We start from the raw sequence: 17,360 nt of genomic DNA, 5'->3' as shown, positions 1-17,360 counted from the left end.
GCGGCCACGCTGGCCAGTGCCAACAGCTACACCGACAACCGCAGCGCCGCCACCCTGGCCAGCGCCAACAGCTACACCGACAACCGCAGTGCCGCCACCCTCGCCAGCGCCAACAGCTACACCGACCAGAAGGTGGCCGCGATCGCTTTCGACTTCGGCATGCTGCGCAGCGAAATGGACGACCGGTTCGACCGGCTGGATCGGCGCATCAGCCAGGTCGGGGCGATGGGCGCAGCGCTCAGCCACATGACCGCGTCGGCTGCCGGCATCCGGTCCCAGAATCGGCTCGCGGTCGGCGTGGGCCATTACTGCGGCGAGAACGCGATCGCGCTCGGCTACCAGCGGGCGATGTCCGAGCGCATGGTGTTCACCCTCGGCGCCGCGTTCAACGGCGACGACAATGCCGCCGGTGCGGGTGTGGCCTGGGGGTGGTAAGGGCGTCGGCTGCCGCCGCGTCAGTGCGGGTCGCGCAGGAACCGGGCCATCGAGACCCCGCCGGGCAGGGCCGGGGCGGACTCGGCGGCGATGTCCACGAAGCCGCGCATGACCGCGATCTCGCGCGGGGTGCGGTTGAGGGCGTCGCGCTGGTCGGGGTCGGCACCGGCGCGCAGCAGGCGCCGGACCACCCCGGGCAGGCCGTGCCGGGCGGCCACGTGCAAGGGGCCGAAGCCGCGCGGGTCGCGGGCGTGGAGGGCGACGTGCTCGTCCAGCAGCCGGTCCTGCCGGCCAGGACCACGTCCTCGTGGCAGGCGGTGCCGGGTTCGGCGCGGGCGCCGAGCAGCAACAGCAGCGGGGTGACGCCGCCGGCGCCGTGGCCGGGAACCTGCCGCCGATCAAGCCCGTCGAGTACATGGACCTGCCCCGCTTCATGGGGAACTGGTACGTGATCGCACGATTCCCACCTGGATCGAACGCAATGCCTGGAACGCCGTGGAAACCTACCGACTGACGCCGGACGGCGCGGTGGCGACTTCTTTCCGCTTCAACAGCGGCGCCGCGGACGGCCCGGTGAAGCACATCCATTCGGTCGGCCATGCGCAGCCTGACACGGGCAACGCGGTGTGGGGCGTGCAAATCCTTTGGCCCATGAAGGCGCAGTATGTGATCGCCTACCTCGGTGCCGACTACGACCAGACCATCGTCGCGCGCGACGCGCGGGACTACGTCTGGGTGATGGCGCGCACGCCGACCATTCCGCCGGGCACGTACGCCACACTGATCGGACATGTCGCCGCGCTGGGCTACGACGTCTCGAAGATCCGCAAGGTACCGCAGCAATGGCCCGACGCCGCTGCGGCCGCGTCGAAGGCGACGGAATGAGCCATCGCGTTCAACCGACCGGCATGCGCCAACACTGCCGCGCGAGCATCGTGCGCGCCCGCGGATCGCTTAGTGCGATGGCGGCAGCGCGTCGAGCAGGCGCGCCACCGCCGGATCGAGGCCGCGCATGAACGCCTCGACATCGGCGGTGTAGCGCGGATCGCTACCGAGCAGGTCGTTGATCTCGCGATGCGAGAGGTCCTCGCCGATCACCGCCGCCTGCGTGCCGAACGATTTCGCCTTGGCGACGAAACGCTCGGCCTGCGGGCAGGATTCCTCCCGGCGCGTGGAGCAGACGGCGAGGAAGGGTGCGCCGCGCCCGTCGAGACGCACGAGCGGCGAGGCCGCGGCCCAGTCCTGCGAATCGCTGCCGAACGCGGCGTCGTAGAGGCGCATGTGGGGCCCGCGCATGATCGCCGCGATGTCGTAGGCGGCGCTGTCCAGCGACACCGCGCCCAGCCAGGGTGCGGCGCCCTGCCGTTCGGCGATCGCCGGCGCGGCCTCCAGCAGCGACACCAGATGCGCGCCGGCGGAGTGGCCCATCAGGATGAAGCGGCGGCCGTCGCCGCCCCACGACGCCGCCTGCCGCTGCGCCTCGGCCAGCGCGCGCGCGACGTCCTCGGCCTGATCGAGCGGTTTGGTGTCCGGCAGCATGCGGTAGTCGATCGACACCAGCAGGAAGCCGCGCGGCACCCAGCGCGCGACCTTGTGCTCGATCACCGTGCGCATGGTCTTGTCGCCGCGCGCCCATCCGCCGCCGTGGACCATGAAGATCACCGGCGCGCCGCGGGCGACGGCGGGCGCATAGACGTCCATGCGTTGCCGCGGATCGGAACCGTAGGCGACGTCGCGGATCACGCGGATGCCGGCCGGCAGCGCCGCCGCGCCGCCATCGTCCCCCTGCGCGGCGCGTTGACGCCAGCGGTCGCGCAGCGGTCCGGCGACGCCGTGCTGGCAGGTCGACAGGGCCGCGAGTCCCAGCGCGGCCGCCCACAGCAGCAGTCGTTTGCTCATCGCGTGACTCCGACGGCGCCGGCGCAACGGCGCCCGGCACGGGATGGAAGGGTCCTGCGCGTCCTTGCCGGATGGGTCATGGCGGTTTCCTTCGCATGTCGACGGCCCGCGCGGACGCATGCCCGCGCGACGCCGCCATCCCGACGCAAGGCAGGCACCCGCGCGTTTGGGCGCGGCCGCGATGTCGGCGCAGCGGAGAGAACGTCGGACGCTCGCCTCGGCCGACAAGCCGGGCGCCGCGGGTTTCGCCGGCGTTCAGGCGCCTGCGGCGATGCAGCGCGAGGAGACGATGATGGTTTTTTCCCCTGCCCGCAAGGGGAGATCGGGAGGTGCGCGAAGCGCCGGGCGTGGGTCGCCCATCGAGGCGCCCTTCCCCTGCGCCGCAGGGGAAGGGCGGGTCGACGCGCTCAGGTCTTCATCAGCTGACCGCGATCCGACGTCCCTGGCCGTTGCCCTTCTTCGGCAGCGTCAGCGACAGCACGCCGTTGTCGTAGTGCGCCTCGACCTTGGCGGTGTCCACCTCGTTCGGCAGGGTGAAGCCGCGCGTCACCTTGCCGTAGTAGCGCTCCTGGCGGACCTCGGTCTCGCCCTTCTTCTCGGCCTCGCGCTTGACCTCGGCGCTGATGGTCACGCGATTGCCGTCCACCGACACTTCAATGTCTTCCTTCTTCACGCCGGGGATCTCGGCGTGGACGCGGTACGCCTTGTCGTTCTCGATCACGTCCATGCGCATGTCGGGCGTGGGTTCCATCTCGCGCCAGAACGGTTGCGTGCCGAAACCGCGGAACATGTCCTCGATGTCGAGCGACGGTTCGATGCGGGAGAGGGTCTTGAAAGGATTCCAGCGAGCCAACTGCGTCATGACAACCTCCGGTTTGCGGTGCGTGGGCCGTGCCCTCGGGGGAAGGGAGCGCGGCGAATTTCCGCCGCGAAGCCGACGATGCCGGCCTGCGGCGGACACTCGTCGCAGCGTAGGCGCCCTGCGTCGAACCGTATTGAGCGAGGTCAACAAGGCCGCGCCGCCCGGCGCGATTGGCTTTGACGCGCCGGCCACGCACAATAGGCGGACCGGCCCCGTAGCTCAGTTGGATAGAGCGTCCCCCTCCTAAGGGGTTCCACGGGATGCCACGCCTAGCACAATCAACAACTTAGCATTCATTCATGTGCCAGAAAACGCCCCTTTTCGCGCCCCGTTTGGCACAGTTGGCACAGTGCTATCGGGGTCGGTCGAAGCGTGCCCATTCCGGGTACGACCGCGCCCATTCCGGGCACGCCGTTGTACGCACTCGCCGCGACGTTGCGTATAGCGCAACAGCCGCCGCCACGGCGGCAACAGCACGACGGCGATGCCGGCCCACAGGATCAGCGCGCCTTGCACAGCGCGGCCCAGCGTTGGTCGTGCGCGAGGATTTGCTTGGCGGTCCCGTCCGTCAGCACGTCGTCCGGGCTGACGTAGATCGCGCGCATCACGGCGCACGGGTCGGGCTTAGCGCATCCAATCGGTGCGCAGCCGGCCAGCAGCAGTGGCAGGGGCAGCATCGCCCACGCGCTGAGCTGGAGCGTCCGGGAGCTTGGCAATTTCATGATCAACCTCGGCGTCGATTCGTGCCTGTGCGTCCTGCGCGTGGATCTGCGCGCGCTGCTGGGAGACCTCGGCCTTCACCTTGGCGGCGCTAGACCCCTTCCAGCGGCCGGCAAGATAGGCGCCCGCAACGGCAAGCACAGCAGCCATCAGGCCCAGCGCCCAGGCCTTGAGCTTGGTCAGTAGGAACATGGTCAACTCCCGAACAGCGCGGCCTCGGCCTTGCGCCGCCGCAATAGGCCCGCGTAGAACCTGCCGCCCGCATGGCACCACTTCGCGAACTCGGCCTGCGCACCCGCGTAGTCGCCAGCATTGAGCTTGCGCAGCAGCGTGGATTTCGCCAGCGCACCCGGGCCGAGGTTGAACACGAAATCGACCAAGGCGCCAAACTGGCCGTCCGTCATCGGCACTTTCACGGCGCCTAGAACGCCGCCGGCTGCGTCCTGCGCATCGTCCAGCAGGAAGGCTTCCGCCTGTTCCTGCGTGATCGAGTCGCCGGCCTTCACGCCCTTGGTGTGGCCGTAGCCGATCGTCCAGACGCCTACCGCGTCCTGATAGGCGTCCAGCCGGCAGCCCTCGAACTCGCGCATCAGCGCTAGCGCAGCGTCAGGAATGCGGCGGCTCATGGCCCCCACCCTGGTTGTACGCCACCAGCAGGCCGCCCGCGATCACCGCCAGCAGCTCGCCGATGTGCGATGCCGTCGAGTCCGTCACCACGAAGCCGGCGATGGCGCCCACCTTCAGCAGCAGGCCCGCCCACGTCGAGGGCTGCTGGATGCGCAACAGCACCCACGGTTTCACCGCCGCCCAGAAGCGGTCGAAGCGTTCGCGCGAGTTCATCGGTGCCCCCCGGTGAAATAGCCCCACCATGTCGCCAGCAGCGCGCCTAGGGTGCCGGCCGCAGAGCCGACCACCATCAGCGTCCACCATCCGCCCCTCGCTCGCTGCACCGCATTCACCACGCTGTCGAGCTTGTCCTCGATGCGTTCGAGCCGGTCCTCGATCGACCCGACACGGCCTTCAAGTTGGCCCACCGTCCGCTCCATATCCGTCACCTCCCACCCCCTGAAATGGAAACGGCCCCGAAGGGCCGCGCGTTTGCTGGTTCGCTTGACTTGACAGCGTTTACTAGCTATGCTAATGGCGCAATCGGGAGGTAAGCCATGAAGGCCGCCCTAGCCATCGCGCTGTTTGCATTCTCCGCCGCCGCCGCGGACTTCCCGGTGGATCGCGTGACAACGCTTACCAGTGCTCCCGGCGAGGGAAAGGTCGCCTTCCTGTCCCGCGCGGCCAAGACCTTCCGGGCGTTCTCCGATCGTACCGGGTACGAAGCGTGCGCCGAGATCGCCACGGATGGGGCACGCTTCGGCCTGGTCGTCACAACGTCGCATTCCCACATCGGATGCGCCGTGAATCGCGCGCTTGTGCCGTCCGGCATGACGGCAACCGGGGAATCGATCCATTCCCACGGAATCAACACGGCGTTTCACCCGAGCCGCGTTGATCGCATGTTCCTCGGCATTCCGCTGACTGCTCGCGCAGATGCCGCCATCGTGGGCGGGCAAGATCCCGAGCACTTCAGCGAGACCGACTTTGCGGGCGCGCATGGCTATCTCGCCACGCCGTCCGGGTTGAAATATCAGGATGGGGCGGGTTCTGAGCGCGTAGTCAAGGCGCCTTGATGGCCCGCGCCTAAATGGTGCGTCTATGGCATAGCCGGCCAGTCGATCGCGTCCGGGAAGCCCGCCTGCGCGGGCACGTCGCGCAGGGCCTGGCGGTAGGTGGCCCAGGCGGTCTTTTGCGTCGCGGTCAGCGGCGCGTCGGCGACTTGGGTCCAGTCGCTGGCGGCGAGCATGCCGTCACGCTGCTGGCGCGCTTCGGAGGCCGCAAGCGCGGTCAGCAGCGACGCGGGCAGTTCATCGACGGCGGTTTCGCCGGGCAGCACGTCGGTGGCATTGGCGATGCAGCGATAGCCGGTAGCGGTGATGGCGTACATGGTCAGCGCTCGTAGGTGTAGCCCCATACGTCCACATATAGGCCGCCCGTGGGAGCTGATTGGTAGGAGTATGAAAATGTCTGAGAGGTATCAAGATGCATGAATGTCGGCGGCCTGCTCATTCCCGATGCGCCGGACGCCTGAAAGGTAATTTCATTGCTAGGCTCGGAAGAATCGGATGATGAGAAATATACGGCATAGGTAGCGTCTTGATTCGTCGGAACAATATAGGCGCAACGCGACGTGACCGGAATGACCCCCTGGAGCGAGATATTCGTTTGCGCGATGGCCTTCCCGTTGGCGAGCACTCGGAAGGGGGCATTGCTGGTCTTTACGCGATAGGAAATAAAACCACCAGGTAGAGACAGGAAGTTGTAGATGTTCCCGCTCACATCAGTAAGCACGCTGCCCACGTATCGCCGCGACGTATCGCCCGTCTTCGCGCGCGCGGTGCCGAAGTAAGGCGATGCCGGGGCGGTGGTGACGATCTCAACGTCAGCGGTGCCGGCGTTGTCGAAAAGATAGACGTGATACCAGGTCGAGGCGCTCAGGGTAAGCCCGGTCTTGGCGATGTCGGCCGCTGCGGATATGAGAGTGCCATCGCTGGGGCGCGCGGCTGAGCCCGTCTTCACGGTTAGCGCCGTGCCGCTGACCCATACCATTTTCAGGCCGGAGATATAGTCCTTCGACAGAATGTCGATGGCGGCCGCCGACCTATACAACTCCGTGAAATTCGCCTCGGCCTTGGCCCAAGCCACTGCGTTGGTGTCGCCATCCGTGCCGGCGGGCGGCGTACCTTGGTTGATATGCTGCTGTGCCATGATCGGTTTCCTTTACTGCTCGACAGACTGCAACGCCATGCTCTGGCCGAAGCCTGTGACGGTGAATGGGGCGGTGCGCGATGCGATGGCAATGCGGAATTGCAGATTGCTGGTCGCGGCCGTTGTGTCGTTGAACGTGGCGCTGGTGTTCATATGGCACACAATCAGCGTCTTGTCGTCGGCGGCCGAATAGGTCGCCGATGACGTTGTTGCGGCATTGAGCGTCTGCACCAGCGTTTCCGCGCCGCCATTCACGCTGCGATAGACGTTGATCGTCGCGGCGAACGATTTATTGTTATAGGTCGCCGTCTGGTTGCCCGTAACGCTGGTGCTGTTGTTGAACGAATAGCTTGCCGTGATCTGCTTGGTGCCGCCGTTCGTTGCGAACGGCCCAAGCGTCACGCTTGCAGTTGCTGACGTGTCCGTCGTCTGCACTGCGTTCTTGATCGTGCCGACGAGCAATGCGCCGCCGAAATAGGCGTCGCCGTTCGAGGCCAGGTAATACACGGCATTTGAGCGCGAGCACGACCCAACGGCCATCGCCGGGCCATACCATTCGATCAGGTCGGCGGTCGTGCCGAAACCTGAGCCGGTCACCTTCATATAGGCGCCGTAGCGCGCGATCTGCGTGCCGCCCGCGCCGTCCCATGTCAGGCCGTCCGTGCCACTGGGGTTCACGATGCTGAAACGGTCGGCGACGATATCGAGCGTCGTGGAGCTTGTGCCGGCGTTCAGTTGGATGCCAGTGACGCGGTTGTTGATGTCGACCGTCACGCCCCACTTGGCGCTGAGCCCGTTAGTGGTGCTCAACAGCTCGGAAATGCTGGCAGAGTTGCCATTAACGGTGGTCTGTAGCGCGGTGATGCTCGCGGCGTTCGCGCTATCCCCATTGGCTCGCGCCGTCTGCTCGGTGTCGATGCGCGCGTTGACGTTATCGACGGATGCCTGTGTGCTCGTGATGTAGTCGGCGAGCGCCGTGGTGCTGTCTACCTTGACGGTCTGCTGGTTGAGGACGAACGCCTTCTTGTCCGGGGTCAGCGCGCCAATGACATCGATGGTCTGCGCGAACAGACCGTCGGCTTCCTGGCGCGCCGTTTTCTCGGTGTAGACGCCAACATACGAGGTAGTGTCTCCGGCATAGTTCGTGTCCGAACCAGCCATCTCGGGGAATACTTCCGCGAGCGTCTTGTCTACGTCGGAACGCAGGCCATTCGTGATGTCAGTGATCGGCTGGAACAGTGCGTCGTTCGTGTTGGTCGTGGCGCTGACAACGCTCGACCAGGCGCCGACATTGCCCGACTTGTCGACCAGACGGCCCCACGCATAGTAGGTCTCGCTGGGGAGCAGGCCGGTAATGCGCGCGGTGTTGATCGGATATGCGAACTTGCCGAGCTGGCCGCCGTCCGCCATGACGACGGTCGGGCTAACCCAAATCTCCGTATAGCTGGTGTCGTCGACGTTGGAAGACGCGGGAAACGTCCAGTCCAGGCGGATCTCCATGATGCCGCCAGTCGCCGTGAGCGTGGGCGGCGGCGGGGCATTCGTCTTTCCGACCACCAGCGTCGGGCTGCCCGCGTTGGAGTATGTCCAGATCGACGCATCCCCTGCGGCATTCCTTGCGCGCACGCGGGCCTGATAACTTCCGGGATATACGCCCGCCACTTCAACGGACAGGCCGGCAATATTGCCCGCGCTGATCCATTGGCCGCTATCCTTGCGCCATTCCACGTCATACGAGACGGCGCCTGCCGCCGCGTCCCACGAGATCGTGAGCGTCACCTGCGCGGCGCCCTGCACGATGACCGAATGCTCGCCGATGCCAACGGACGCCGGTGGTGCCTGTACGGTGGGCGTGAGGACCGAAATTGGGGGAACCTGGATCAGTGTTCCGTTGTCGACCGCGCTAAACTTGCTTTCGTTGTGCTGCAGCGCCGTGATCGTGAAACTGATGTCCTTGTCGGACTTGTCCTCTGTGACTGACAGGACACGATACGTCTGCGCAGCAAGCGATACGCTTTCGACCACCCATGCGGACTCGGCCGCGGGCGTCTGCGTGAAAGCCAAGGACACCGTGATATCGTTGCCGGCAACGGCGGATACCGTGCGCGTCTGGCTCACGCCGTCCGGCATGACAACGGTCAGCGTGTCGCCGATGGCGACCTGCGGGGCCTTGTCGACGGTGACAACCGTGGCCGTAGCGGACGAAATGCGGCCACCCTGGCGCTTGCCGGCGCGCGCTGCATCCGCGATCTTGATGATCTGGCCCGGCGCCGCCATCACGCCATCAAGGCCGACGCTGAACGTGACCGTATCCGTCTCTAGCCGCGACGTGAGCAGCAGCCATTTCCCGAAGCGCTGAGCCTGGCCCTGCGACGTGCAACCCACGGCGGTCGCATCCGTCTGCTGGAAGCCGTAACGGGCGATACCGTCACGGTCCTCGACGTATTCGACCTTGGTCCGGTAGAAGTTGGAGGGGTCGTTCCAGCTTACGAGCGCAGTCGTATAGCGCGTTTTCCGCGGGCTTGCGGAGTAGGTGAATTTGCCATCGATGACGTTGGCGTTGGTGTAGAGGTACACCGGGTCGGATGGCATGTCGGCCGTGGCGACGATCGTCCCGCCCGCCCAATAGGACATGCCGCGGAATGCAGCGGATAGGTCGCTTAGAAGCTTGTAGGCATCGGCCTGCGTCTGGACGAAGAGGTTGCACGCGAAGCGCGGTTCGGTTCCGCCCTTGCCGTCGTCCACCATCTGATCGCAGTACTGGCCGATCCGGTAAAGCTCCCACTTGTCGACATGCGTGCTATCGATCAAATGGCCCAGGCCGTACCGCGCATGCAACACCAGGTCGTAGAAGATCCACGCCGGGTTATCCGTCCATGACGGCTTGAACGTGCCATCCCAAACGCCCGTGTACGTGCGCGTCTGAACGTCATAGTTCGACGGCACCTGAATGATGCGGCCCCACAGGTCATAGGCCCGCCGAGGAATGTTGCTGAACTGGCTGGCATCCCCCATCACGCCGATGACGGCGCTGTTGGGATAACGCAGCTTGGCGTCAATGATCTCCGTATAGCTGTCGATCGTCGTCACGTCGGCGATCGACGAGCTGTTCGCATTGGCGGTCAGGCGTGTGATCTTGATCTGCCAGCCCGTAGTCGCTGCCGGGAGGTCAATGCGGTGGCTGCGCTGGTACTTGGTGGTCGTCTTGCCGGTAATGTTGCCGTTGTAGACCGAGACGAAAGACCCGCCGTCCGTCTGCACCTCGATCTTGTAGGCGATGGAATAGCCGCCGATGTCGCCGTTGCTGGTGTTGGCTTTCGAGAGGGCTGGAACGCCTATCGTGATGCGGACGGCAGAGAGCGTCACGTCCGTGATCGATTGCACCCAGGGCGCGTCCGACCGCAGTTCCGTGCCGACGCTGATTTCGTTCTCGACGGAATCGAAGCCGGGGATATACGTCTGGTCCTGCGTGCCCGTGCGTTCTTCGATGTGGGCCTTGGGGAAGTTCAGCGTGCCATTCGGCTGCGCGAGCGGTGTTTCGTCGAGAAAGACCGACTGAGCGCCGTTGACGAGACCGCCGATTTCGCCCTCGCTAACGAGATCGAGGATGCGGAAATACGCGATGGAGCGCAGGCTGTCGGGTGATTCGACGGGCGTATGTTGCCCGCCCGCACCGCCCTTGGCGCCACGGATCGTGTTGGAGTCCGTCATGGTTATGGGTCGTATGGGGTCTTGCGGTTGCCGCCGCCCACCACGCCGCCGCCTACGCCCGCAGAGGCCGGCGAGTAGTCTTCGGCATTGATGCCGGCGGAGACCACGGCCGAGCCGACGATCATGCGGCCGTACAGCAACGGGACGGGATTTCCTTGTGCTTGCGTGTTGACTGCGCCGTTGAATGAGTAGGACGGCGCGTTGTCGGGCGCATCCCTGTTCTTCGGCGCCTTGGGGACGGGCGTCAGAAGCTGGACGACGCCGCCGGCGATCATGGCGATGCCCATCTTGGTGAGGATTGGGCCCCAGACCCCGCCGCCGAAGGCCTGCCCATACGTCGAGCCGAGAAAGCCGACCACGACAAGGACGGCGCCAAGAATGATGCTGAATACGCCGCCGTTTTTGCTGCCCATGATGACGGGCGCGATGCGGATCTCGTCCTGCCCCACAGGCTCGGTCAGGTTCTCCTTCTTGATGTTCTCCTTGCCTCGGAATACGGCGAATGCAACACCCCTGTCCTTCGCGCCCATCAAATACGCCTTGGCCTTGGGGAACTGGCTGCACAGATAGCGCACGGCTTCCGCTGGCGTATTCGTATCAAGGTGGGCTCGATGGACGCGGCCGAACTTCGCCCCCATCTCGCCATAGAGTCGGATCGTGGTCGCGGTCATGTCGTTCTCAGAGCTGCGTTTTGTGCCGGACGATCAGCATGGTCTTTTCCGCCCACATGCCGCCGTATACGTCCCGACTCGAAAGCCGGCCGTACAGGTGATGCAGCATCAGGCCGTCTCCCAGGTAGACCGCGGCATGGTTGGCGACGCGCGAGCGGATCGCCATCAGGATGATGTCGCCGCGCTTCATTGGCTTGGATGCAGGAACGCAGCCGGCCTTGGCGAAGTTCTGCATATACAGGTCGCCGCCGGTATTCCACCAGTTGTCGGGTCTGTCGAAATGCGGAAGCTCGACGCCAAACTCGCGCCTGTACCAGTCCTGCACCAGCGTGTAGCAGTCAAGGATGCCGTGGGAGAACTCGCGACCGACCAAGGGCGCCTCATAACCGCACGGCTCGATTTCGGCGACCTCGCCGGCTACCGGCGCGCCGTCATCCCCTTTGACGATGGAAACGATCAGCCAGGGAAGCCGGGACGCCTCGCAAGCCACGCGGTCAGCCTCCGAAGGGCGAGCCGCAACATCAGGATGCGAATGGACCACGGCGACAATCTGGCCCTGTTCATCGGCATGGGCGTAATCCTCGGGCGAGAGGATGAAGTGCTCGCTTGCGGTCGTGGCGAGGTTGCGGCATGGGATGTATCGCTCCCTGCCCTTCTTGACCACCACCAGCCCGCACGCCTCGCGCGGGTAATCCGCAAGCGCGTGCTCGCGGATGGCGTCGAGCGTCTTGGGCTTCATCGCGTCAGGCTGGCTGCGGGGAAACCGCCGAACGGAAGCGGGTTATTGGCGCCGAACCGCAGCTTGCACGACGACAGGCGCTTGCCGCAGACATCAAGCGCGGGATCGGATGTCGGGTTATCGCTGGCGTCCGCAACGGCAGGGCCGGTATAGCCGCATTCTGCGCTGCGGTACACCCAGGGGCATTGGCCGGCGATGATGACGCGCCGGGGAAGCTGCACGCCGTTGAAGTCGAGCGCGCTAGATAGCTCGAACTGGACGGCCGTGCTCGTCTCCGCGGCCTTGCGTTCGATGAACCACTTGTCGGGCGGCATCTCCTGCGTCGGGTCCGCGGTCGGGTTCGTGCCGCCGAAGTTGGCCGCGTCGAGGTATTTCCCGAGCGTCCGGTGACGGGTGACGACGGCGCCCACCATGTCCTGGTACTGCAGGCAGATCGCCGAAATGCTGCCGTCGATATTGGCGACCGTGAGCATCGGAACAGGCGGCTTGGACGGTTGAAGCTCGAAGCCCTCCGCCGTGATGGGCCATGGGCTGTATTCGTTGCCCTGCCACCAAATCGACCCGATCTGCGTGTATGCGTGGAACCGCAGCAGATCGCCGCTGATGGCCGTTGCGTCAACTTCGAACAGCTCAACCAACTCGCCCGGTTCGAGCGTCTGAATGTCTGCCTTGAACGTCACGGCGCGAATGCCTGCTCAAAGGTTGCGGTCACCGTGTAGATCGGGCCACCCTTCGGCGTCGGGCTGTAGGTGGTGACCTTGTACAGCCCTTGCACGCCCAACGGGGGCGTCCAGTAGAACGATTGCCATCCGGCCCGCTCGTCAAAGAAGTTGACGATCGCCTGCATCTCGGCCTTGGTGCCTGTGAACGTGAGCGGCCAGGACTGGACCTTGTTGTTGATACCGTCCGCAACCGTCTGTTTGTAGCCGTCACCAAACTGCGCGGTGCGGACGCGGAAAGACACCGTGCCGGTCGGGTTGCCGGTGGCCTGCCAGGTAAACGTAGGCGTGCTCATGCGTGCTGCATCCTCCACAGCAAGCCGCCCTGGCGGCTTTCCTGGCCGAGTACATCGCGGACCTTGGTCTCGATCAGCTTGGAGAGCTGGCGCGCCTCATCGTTGTTCGTGGCGCCGGACTTGCTGTCGGCATTGCCGGAGTTGTCCACGTTGACCGTCGTGGTCACATAGACATCTCCGCCGCCGGACGCACTCACGCCCAACTTTCCATCCGGGCCGCGCTTCAGCGGGATGATCGCCTCGGGTCCGGCCTCGCCCATGAGGCCGGCACCCTTGGCAAAGGCGAAGAGCGTGGGGCGGTCGACGATCTGCCCGGAGTAGGCGGAAAGGCCGGGGGAGGCATAAACGCCGCCTTTGGCATTCGCGACCGCGCCCGCCGCCCCACCTGCCGCACCGCCTGCCGCGCCCGCGCCGATACTCGTACCGCCGCCGAACGCGCCCAGGAACCACGAGGCGACCTTCGACACCAAGATGCGCGTTTCGATGCGCGCGATCTCTTTCAGCACATCGGTCGCGAAGCTACGGAAATTGAGCTTGCCGGTGGTGACGAAGTTGGCGAGCGCATCCGCCATGCCGTCGAAGGCATTGACGAACAGGTCGTGTGCCTGCGCTGCGGCGTTCGATGCTTGGTCGACCCAATCGCGATAGCCGGCGCGCGCGCCTGCATTGAAGGACTTCTGCGCGGCGGTGATAGCCGCATCCGCCTGTTTGGCGGCCTCGATCCGCTGTGCCTCGTAATCCTTGATGACCTTCAGTCGGGCGTCGTATTCCTCTTGCGTAAGATTGGCGCGATTGGACGGCGAGTTCAGGCGCGCAAGCTCACGATCCGCCTCGCGCTCGATTTCGATGATCTGGCGGCGCAGTTCAATCTCGCGCTGACTGAGGCCGATACTTTCGACGCTGAGCTGATTCGCCTCGCGATCCGTTTGCAGCTTGCCGTCCATGGCTGACTTGTAGGCCGCGAGCGAGTCGGCGTTCTTCTTGCGCAGGTCGAGGATCTTCGCCTCGGCATCGATATTGGCTCGCAACTGCTTCAAGCCGCTGTCGCGGAAGTCGTCTGCGCGTCTGCGTCCTGCGCCAGAGGATCGGGACGAGCCCTTGTCCGCGAACTTCGCATTGATGCCCGCGAGAACGGCCGCTTTCTGTTGGCGCTCGCGCTCGGCTAGCGCCTTATCGCCCGCGTCGAGTGCGCGCTTGATGCGGGCGTTGAATTCGTTCTCGGCGGCGATATATGCCTGCGCGCGCTTCTGCGCGTTGGTGAAATACGCCTCTGCTTCGCGGTCGGAGTTGGCGCGGTCCTGTACGAGCTGCTGCTTGGCCGCTTCCTCGCGCGCCTTTCTCGAATCCGCCTCGGCCTGCGCCAGCAGGGCGTCGCGCTGCTTGATGAGTTCGGCGACCTTGCCACCGAACTGGCCTTGCACCAGGTTGCCCGCGCGATCGGTGTGCGGGGTGGTTAGAGCCCTGATTTCCGCATTGATCGCCGCAATCTTGTCGGCGGTCGTCTGCGTGCGACCGACATCGAGCATGGCATCCCATGCGCCCTTGGCAGCGCCGGCTACCGCGTGCCAAGCCTTCTCCATGTACCCGGCGTTGTCCGTTACTTCCTTCGCGCGGTCGCGCAGCGCGTCGGAATAGGTCTGCATCGCCAGCGCAGCCGCTTCCTGCGACTTCCCTTGATCTTCCAGCGCCTTGATCTGCGCGTAGGTTTCTTCGGTCAGGAAGTGCTGCGCATCGTTGAGCTTGAGGATGGCCTCAACCGGCTTCTTGCCGATCTCTTCGAACTGGCTGATGGTCTTTGCGGTGGCCTGTCCGGTCAGTTGGGACATGGCAACGGCGGCGCGGCCGACAAGCTCGATCTGGTCGCTGGTGAACTTTCCGGACGATGCCACTTGCGCGAGCGTATCCGCCACAGCGTGCTGAGTCGCATCCGCTGTATTGCTGATGCTTTTGGCGAGTTCGCCCAGGTGCGAGGCCGTAATGCCGGCGTAGTCGCCCGTGAGGATGAGCGCCTTGTTGTATGCATCGGCCTCATCGCTGCCCTGCTTCCAGGCCAGCAACAGGGCCGCGGCGGCGCCAGCGGCGAGCGTATACGGATTGATCAGGCCGAGAAGGGAACTGCCGAGGGCCTTTGCTGCGGGGACGACGCCGCCGAACATGTCCTTGAGCTGGCCGCCCTGCTGCAACAGGATGTTGAGCGGGCGCTGCCCGGTGGCAAAGCCGGTCACGATATCCGTGATCTGCGCGGGGAGGCCGCGCATGGCGAACTGGAGTTCCTTGATGGACTTGCCGGTGTTCCCGGTCGCGGCAGCGAGCGCCGCCTGCTGGGCAAGCGCCTTCCTTGCGATTTGCTCGCCAAGCTCGCCACCAATGCGGACTTGCGCGTTGTAGGCGATCTGTTCGGCGCGCGACTTGCCAAGCAAGTCGGCTTGGCGCAGCAGGCTTTCGGCGTAACGCTTCGTGCTCGCGTTCGCCTTGTCGAACTGAGCCGCCGCCTCCGCGCCCAGCCCGGACACCTTACGCTTGGCCGCGGTGATGCCGGCCTCCATCGTCGCGGTGTTGACCGTGACATCGATGCGCGCGGTGCCGATCGAGCCGGTAGAGGTTTCTTCGGCCACAGGTCAGTCCTTCTTGTGGAGCTCGTTGAGCGCGATGCCTTCGATCACGCGGATGGATGCGAACAGGTCGTCATAAGCCTCGGTGTCGAGGCCCATGCGGTCCAACTCGTGAAAGAGGACGCCATAATCCAGCCCGACCGGCCCGCCTGCGCCAACGCGCCATTGCGTCGACAGGCGGGTGAACAGTTGGATGGCAGGCCAGTTTTCCGGCCAGAGTTCGACGGATGGGGGCGGGTAGTCGTCCGCCGTGAGCCCGTAGGGCTCAAGCTCTTCCGGGTTGGGTGGCTTCCAGTAGAGCGCTTCCGCCCCCGCGATCAGTTTCCCTTGCGGGCCACCACAAGGGCTTCACCGTATGCCTGCAGGATCGCCCAATCGGCGCCCGGCTGTTGCTCCTGAAGCAGCGCAAGGGACTTGGCCGACAGGTCAGCATCGGCATCCCATTTGTCGAGCAGCGCAAGCAGCGCGTCGGCGACGGACGTTTCGCCCTTGCCAATCTTGTCGAGCAGCGCAAGGTATTCGGTCCGCGGCTTGTGCTTGAACGTCACGTTGAGCTGCTGTTCGCGGCCCTGGCCGATGATCGTGATCGCCGCGTCGAACGTGGGGTTTGCCTTGATGGAGAACATCGGTCACCTGTGAGAAAAGGCCCGCCGAAGCGGGCCTGTTGGGTTACGAGGCGTAGCGAACCGGGTCGGCGTTCAGGAACGACAGGGTCGCCTGACACGCCATCACCTGGTTGGCCGTCATGCTCGGCGTCTTGTTGAGCGAGCAATAGGCGTTGTAGAGGATGATCGAGCCATTCGACAGCGTGCACTTGAGCGCGCGCTGATTGCGGTCATCGTTCGCCGCCGACAGGGCCACATAGCCCGGCAAGGTCGGATCGTCCGCGATGGACAGGTCCAGCCCCGCCGCGCTCTTGGTGGTCGGGATGCGGGTTTCCTGGTCGGCCTCGATGAATTGGTACGTCGCGAACTGCTGGTCGCCGCCGCTGGTCGAGGTGGTCAGCACCTGCTGGATCTGCGTCCATCCGTTGATCTTGCGCACCGTGCCCGTGCCCGTGCCGGCCGGATAGATCGTGGTGTCGGACGTGTCGATACCTTCCAGCACGAAATCGGAGGCGGTGGCGGACTTCACGCGGGCGATCTTGCCGTTCAGGCGCGACCAGCCAGACGTGATCTCGACGTAATCGCCGGTAGCAAACGTGTTGGTCGCGGTGGCAACAGCCTCGGTGGCATTGCTCAGCGCGGTGACGGTGATCGGCGAGCCATAGCCCGACGCGATCGCGAACGTGGTTCCGTTCGGGAGTTTCACAGACATGGTGCGTCGTCCTTCTAGAAGGGATTGCTTCGCCTCGCGGCGATGTGGGACGGCTGTCTCGCGACAGTCGGTTTCAGCCTGTGCACAGGCCGAATGGGTGCCCGGATTCGGTCTATCTCTCGACAGTCCTGGCCGGGGCTTGATGCGTTATGGCGCGTGCCAGATGCTGAAATCCTGCCGCGCACCGTAGAGCTTCATGTCTTCGTCGTAGACCGATACCGGCGCGGCAAGCGTTTTCGCCTGCATCGCGCTGCCGATGATTGCGGTTCGGGCCTGATGCGCGATGCTGTTGGCCTCGGCGCGCGTCTTGGCCCACGTCCATAACTGAACACGGGCGTTGTCCTGGTCGGCCATCGCCTGCTCCATGAACTCGACAGCCTGCCCCCCAACCTGCTGGTAGACGATCAGCGGGAAGACGGGCGAATCGGGAATCGTGTCCGGATAGCAGCGTCCGCTGACCAGCGAGCCGAGCAGGCCGTAAAGGGTCGCTTCGAGGCTCATCGGCTACTCCAAAAGAAAAGGCCATTATATACATGACAAACCAAGCCAATGGCATGGGCTT

At 64.9% G+C, this 17,360-nt stretch carries 21 protein-coding genes and 1 pseudogene; 3 read left to right on the top strand and 19 right to left on the bottom strand.

The window, feature by feature from the left end; genetic code table 11:
• Positions 1-435 (top strand): YadA C-terminal domain-containing protein (locus MBSD_RS11335; RefSeq protein WP_062537429.1); only part of this gene is annotated, 435 nt, incomplete at its 5' end.
• A 20-nt stretch (positions 436-455) separates the two neighbouring features.
• Here MBSD_RS11335 and MBSD_RS11330 read toward each other — a convergent pair.
• Positions 456-820: pseudogene (locus MBSD_RS11330) on the bottom strand (ankyrin repeat domain-containing protein); the annotation flags it as partial.
• Positions 821-930: 110 nt separating this feature from the next.
• Between MBSD_RS11330 and MBSD_RS11325 the strand changes: the two are divergent.
• Complete coding sequence (locus tag MBSD_RS11325) at positions 931-1,320, top strand: lipocalin family protein (protein WP_237071794.1); 390 nt, start codon at positions 931-933, stop codon at positions 1,318-1,320.
• Positions 1,321-1,389: 69 nt separating this feature from the next.
• Here the strand turns inward: MBSD_RS11325 and MBSD_RS11320 are convergent, their stop codons facing one another.
• The 6 genes from MBSD_RS11320 to MBSD_RS11295 all read right to left on the bottom strand — a co-directional run bounded on the left by MBSD_RS11320 (position 1,390) and on the right by MBSD_RS11295 (position 4,962).
• Positions 1,390-2,334, bottom strand: coding sequence for an alpha/beta hydrolase (locus MBSD_RS11320; protein ID WP_062537428.1), 945 nt, complete (start codon positions 2,332-2,334; stop codon positions 1,390-1,392).
• A gap of 418 nt (positions 2,335-2,752) precedes the next feature.
• Positions 2,753-3,196, bottom strand: a complete 444-nt coding sequence (locus tag MBSD_RS11315; protein ID WP_062537427.1) for an Hsp20/alpha crystallin family protein — start codon at positions 3,194-3,196, stop codon at positions 2,753-2,755.
• 624 nt (positions 3,197-3,820) lie between these two features.
• Positions 3,821-4,108, bottom strand: a complete 288-nt coding sequence (locus MBSD_RS11310) for a hypothetical protein (protein WP_062537426.1) — start codon at positions 4,106-4,108, stop codon at positions 3,821-3,823.
• Positions 4,109-4,110: 2 nt separating this feature from the next.
• Entirely contained in the window at positions 4,111-4,542 is a 432-nt protein-coding gene (locus MBSD_RS11305; protein WP_062537425.1) for a lysozyme, read from the bottom strand.
• Positions 4,523-4,756 (bottom strand): hypothetical protein, encoded by a 234-nt coding sequence (locus MBSD_RS11300; protein WP_062537424.1) that lies wholly within the window; start codon positions 4,754-4,756, stop codon positions 4,523-4,525. The genes MBSD_RS11305 and MBSD_RS11300 overlap by 20 nt, the downstream gene beginning before the upstream one ends.
• Positions 4,753-4,962: a hypothetical protein gene (locus MBSD_RS11295; RefSeq protein WP_062537423.1), complete on the bottom strand. Its 210-nt coding sequence runs from the start codon at positions 4,960-4,962 to the stop codon at positions 4,753-4,755. The genes MBSD_RS11300 and MBSD_RS11295 overlap by 4 nt, the downstream gene beginning before the upstream one ends.
• Positions 4,963-5,079: 117 nt before the next feature.
• Between MBSD_RS11295 and MBSD_RS11290 the strand changes: the two genes are divergently transcribed.
• Positions 5,080-5,598 carry a hypothetical protein gene (locus tag MBSD_RS11290; protein ID WP_062537422.1) on the top strand — a complete coding sequence of 173 codons (519 nt, stop codon included), beginning with the start codon at positions 5,080-5,082 and terminating at the stop codon, positions 5,596-5,598.
• A 23-nt stretch (positions 5,599-5,621) separates the two neighbouring features.
• On the opposite strand, the gene MBSD_RS11285 is transcribed toward MBSD_RS11290, so the two are convergent.
• The 12 genes from MBSD_RS11285 to MBSD_RS11230 form a co-directional block, all read right to left on the bottom strand.
• Positions 5,622-5,912: a tail fiber assembly protein gene (locus tag MBSD_RS11285; RefSeq protein ID WP_062537421.1), complete on the bottom strand. Its 291-nt coding sequence runs from the start codon at positions 5,910-5,912 to the stop codon at positions 5,622-5,624.
• A gap of 2 nt (positions 5,913-5,914) precedes the next feature.
• On the bottom strand, positions 5,915-6,733 hold the full coding sequence (locus MBSD_RS11280; RefSeq protein WP_062537420.1) for a hypothetical protein: 819 nt from the start codon (positions 6,731-6,733) through the stop codon (positions 5,915-5,917).
• Between the two features lie 12 nt (positions 6,734-6,745).
• Positions 6,746-10,444, bottom strand: a complete 3,699-nt coding sequence (locus tag MBSD_RS11275; RefSeq protein WP_062537419.1) for a TipJ family phage tail tip protein — start codon at positions 10,442-10,444, stop codon at positions 6,746-6,748.
• A 2-nt stretch (positions 10,445-10,446) separates the two neighbouring features.
• Positions 10,447-11,115 (bottom strand): tail assembly protein, encoded by a 669-nt coding sequence (locus MBSD_RS11270; RefSeq protein ID WP_201797488.1) that lies wholly within the window; start codon positions 11,113-11,115, stop codon positions 10,447-10,449.
• A gap of 7 nt (positions 11,116-11,122) precedes the next feature.
• Positions 11,123-11,854, bottom strand: coding sequence for a C40 family peptidase (locus MBSD_RS11265; RefSeq protein ID WP_062537418.1), 732 nt, complete (start codon positions 11,852-11,854; stop codon positions 11,123-11,125).
• Positions 11,851-12,534, bottom strand: a complete 684-nt coding sequence (locus tag MBSD_RS11260; protein ID WP_062537417.1) for a phage minor tail protein L — start codon at positions 12,532-12,534, stop codon at positions 11,851-11,853. The genes MBSD_RS11265 and MBSD_RS11260 overlap by 4 nt, the downstream gene beginning before the upstream one ends.
• On the bottom strand, positions 12,531-12,869 hold the full coding sequence (locus tag MBSD_RS11255) for a phage tail protein (RefSeq protein WP_062537416.1): 339 nt from the start codon (positions 12,867-12,869) through the stop codon (positions 12,531-12,533). The genes MBSD_RS11260 and MBSD_RS11255 overlap by 4 nt, the downstream gene beginning before the upstream one ends.
• Positions 12,866-15,484 (bottom strand): phage tail tape measure protein, encoded by a 2,619-nt coding sequence (locus MBSD_RS11250; protein WP_062537415.1) that lies wholly within the window; start codon positions 15,482-15,484, stop codon positions 12,866-12,868. Before MBSD_RS11250 ends, MBSD_RS11255 begins: the two co-directional genes overlap by 4 nt.
• 3 nt (positions 15,485-15,487) lie before the next feature.
• Positions 15,488-15,799 (bottom strand): DUF1799 domain-containing protein, encoded by a 312-nt coding sequence (locus MBSD_RS11245; RefSeq protein ID WP_082306635.1) that lies wholly within the window; start codon positions 15,797-15,799, stop codon positions 15,488-15,490.
• On the bottom strand, positions 15,799-16,107 hold the full coding sequence (locus MBSD_RS11240) for a phage tail assembly chaperone (RefSeq protein WP_062537414.1): 309 nt from the start codon (positions 16,105-16,107) through the stop codon (positions 15,799-15,801). Before MBSD_RS11240 ends, MBSD_RS11245 begins: the two co-directional genes overlap by 1 nt.
• 43 nt (positions 16,108-16,150) lie before the next feature.
• A complete protein-coding gene (locus MBSD_RS11235; RefSeq protein ID WP_062537413.1) occupies positions 16,151-16,798 on the bottom strand; it encodes a phage tail protein in 648 nt (215 codons plus the stop codon).
• A 147-nt stretch (positions 16,799-16,945) separates the two neighbouring features.
• Positions 16,946-17,299, bottom strand: coding sequence for a DUF3168 domain-containing protein (locus MBSD_RS11230; RefSeq protein ID WP_062537412.1), 354 nt, complete (start codon positions 17,297-17,299; stop codon positions 16,946-16,948).
• Between the last annotated feature and the right edge of the window lie 61 nt (positions 17,300-17,360).

This window comes from Mizugakiibacter sediminis, assembly GCF_000953855.2.
GTDB classification, from domain to species: Bacteria; Pseudomonadota; Gammaproteobacteria; order Xanthomonadales; family Rhodanobacteraceae; genus Mizugakiibacter; species Mizugakiibacter sediminis.
Note: the sequence above shows the minus strand (reverse complement) of the source record. Positions and strands in the feature narration are given on the sequence as shown.

What these genes read in the sequence shown, in the direction of transcription:
- MBSD_RS11320 (WP_062537428.1), bottom strand. Translation starts at nt 2,334, where the DNA reads ATGAGCAAACGACTGCTGCTGTGGGCGGCCGCGCTGGGACTCGCGGCC.
- MBSD_RS11235 (WP_062537413.1), bottom strand. Translation starts at nt 16,798, where the DNA reads ATGTCTGTGAAACTCCCGAACGGAACCACGTTCGCGATCGCGTCGGGC.
- MBSD_RS11280 (WP_062537420.1), bottom strand. Translation starts at nt 6,733, where the DNA reads ATGGCACAGCAGCATATCAACCAAGGTACGCCGCCCGCCGGCACGGAT.
- MBSD_RS11315 (WP_062537427.1), bottom strand. Translation starts at nt 3,196, where the DNA reads ATGACGCAGTTGGCTCGCTGGAATCCTTTCAAGACCCTCTCCCGCATC.
- MBSD_RS11275 (WP_062537419.1), bottom strand. Translation starts at nt 10,444, where the DNA reads ATGACGGACTCCAACACGATCCGTGGCGCCAAGGGCGGTGCGGGCGGG.
- MBSD_RS11285 (WP_062537421.1), bottom strand. Translation starts at nt 5,912, where the DNA reads ATGTACGCCATCACCGCTACCGGCTATCGCTGCATCGCCAATGCCACC.
- MBSD_RS11295 (WP_062537423.1), bottom strand. Translation starts at nt 4,962, where the DNA reads ATGGAGCGGACGGTGGGCCAACTTGAAGGCCGTGTCGGGTCGATCGAG.
- MBSD_RS11305 (WP_062537425.1), bottom strand. Translation starts at nt 4,542, where the DNA reads ATGAGCCGCCGCATTCCTGACGCTGCGCTAGCGCTGATGCGCGAGTTC.
- MBSD_RS11310 (WP_062537426.1), bottom strand. Translation starts at nt 4,108, where the DNA reads ATGTTCCTACTGACCAAGCTCAAGGCCTGGGCGCTGGGCCTGATGGCT.
- MBSD_RS11240 (WP_062537414.1), bottom strand. Translation starts at nt 16,107, where the DNA reads ATGTTCTCCATCAAGGCAAACCCCACGTTCGACGCGGCGATCACGATC.
- MBSD_RS11270 (WP_201797488.1), bottom strand. Translation starts at nt 11,115, where the DNA reads ATGACCGCGACCACGATCCGACTCTATGGCGAGATGGGGGCGAAGTTC.
- MBSD_RS11265 (WP_062537418.1), bottom strand. Translation starts at nt 11,854, where the DNA reads ATGAAGCCCAAGACGCTCGACGCCATCCGCGAGCACGCGCTTGCGGAT.
- MBSD_RS11300 (WP_062537424.1), bottom strand. Translation starts at nt 4,756, where the DNA reads ATGAACTCGCGCGAACGCTTCGACCGCTTCTGGGCGGCGGTGAAACCG.
- MBSD_RS11230 (WP_062537412.1), bottom strand. Translation starts at nt 17,299, where the DNA reads ATGAGCCTCGAAGCGACCCTTTACGGCCTGCTCGGCTCGCTGGTCAGC.
- MBSD_RS11290 (WP_062537422.1), top strand. Translation starts at nt 5,080, where the DNA reads ATGAAGGCCGCCCTAGCCATCGCGCTGTTTGCATTCTCCGCCGCCGCC.
- MBSD_RS11255 (WP_062537416.1), bottom strand. Translation starts at nt 12,869, where the DNA reads ATGAGCACGCCTACGTTTACCTGGCAGGCCACCGGCAACCCGACCGGC.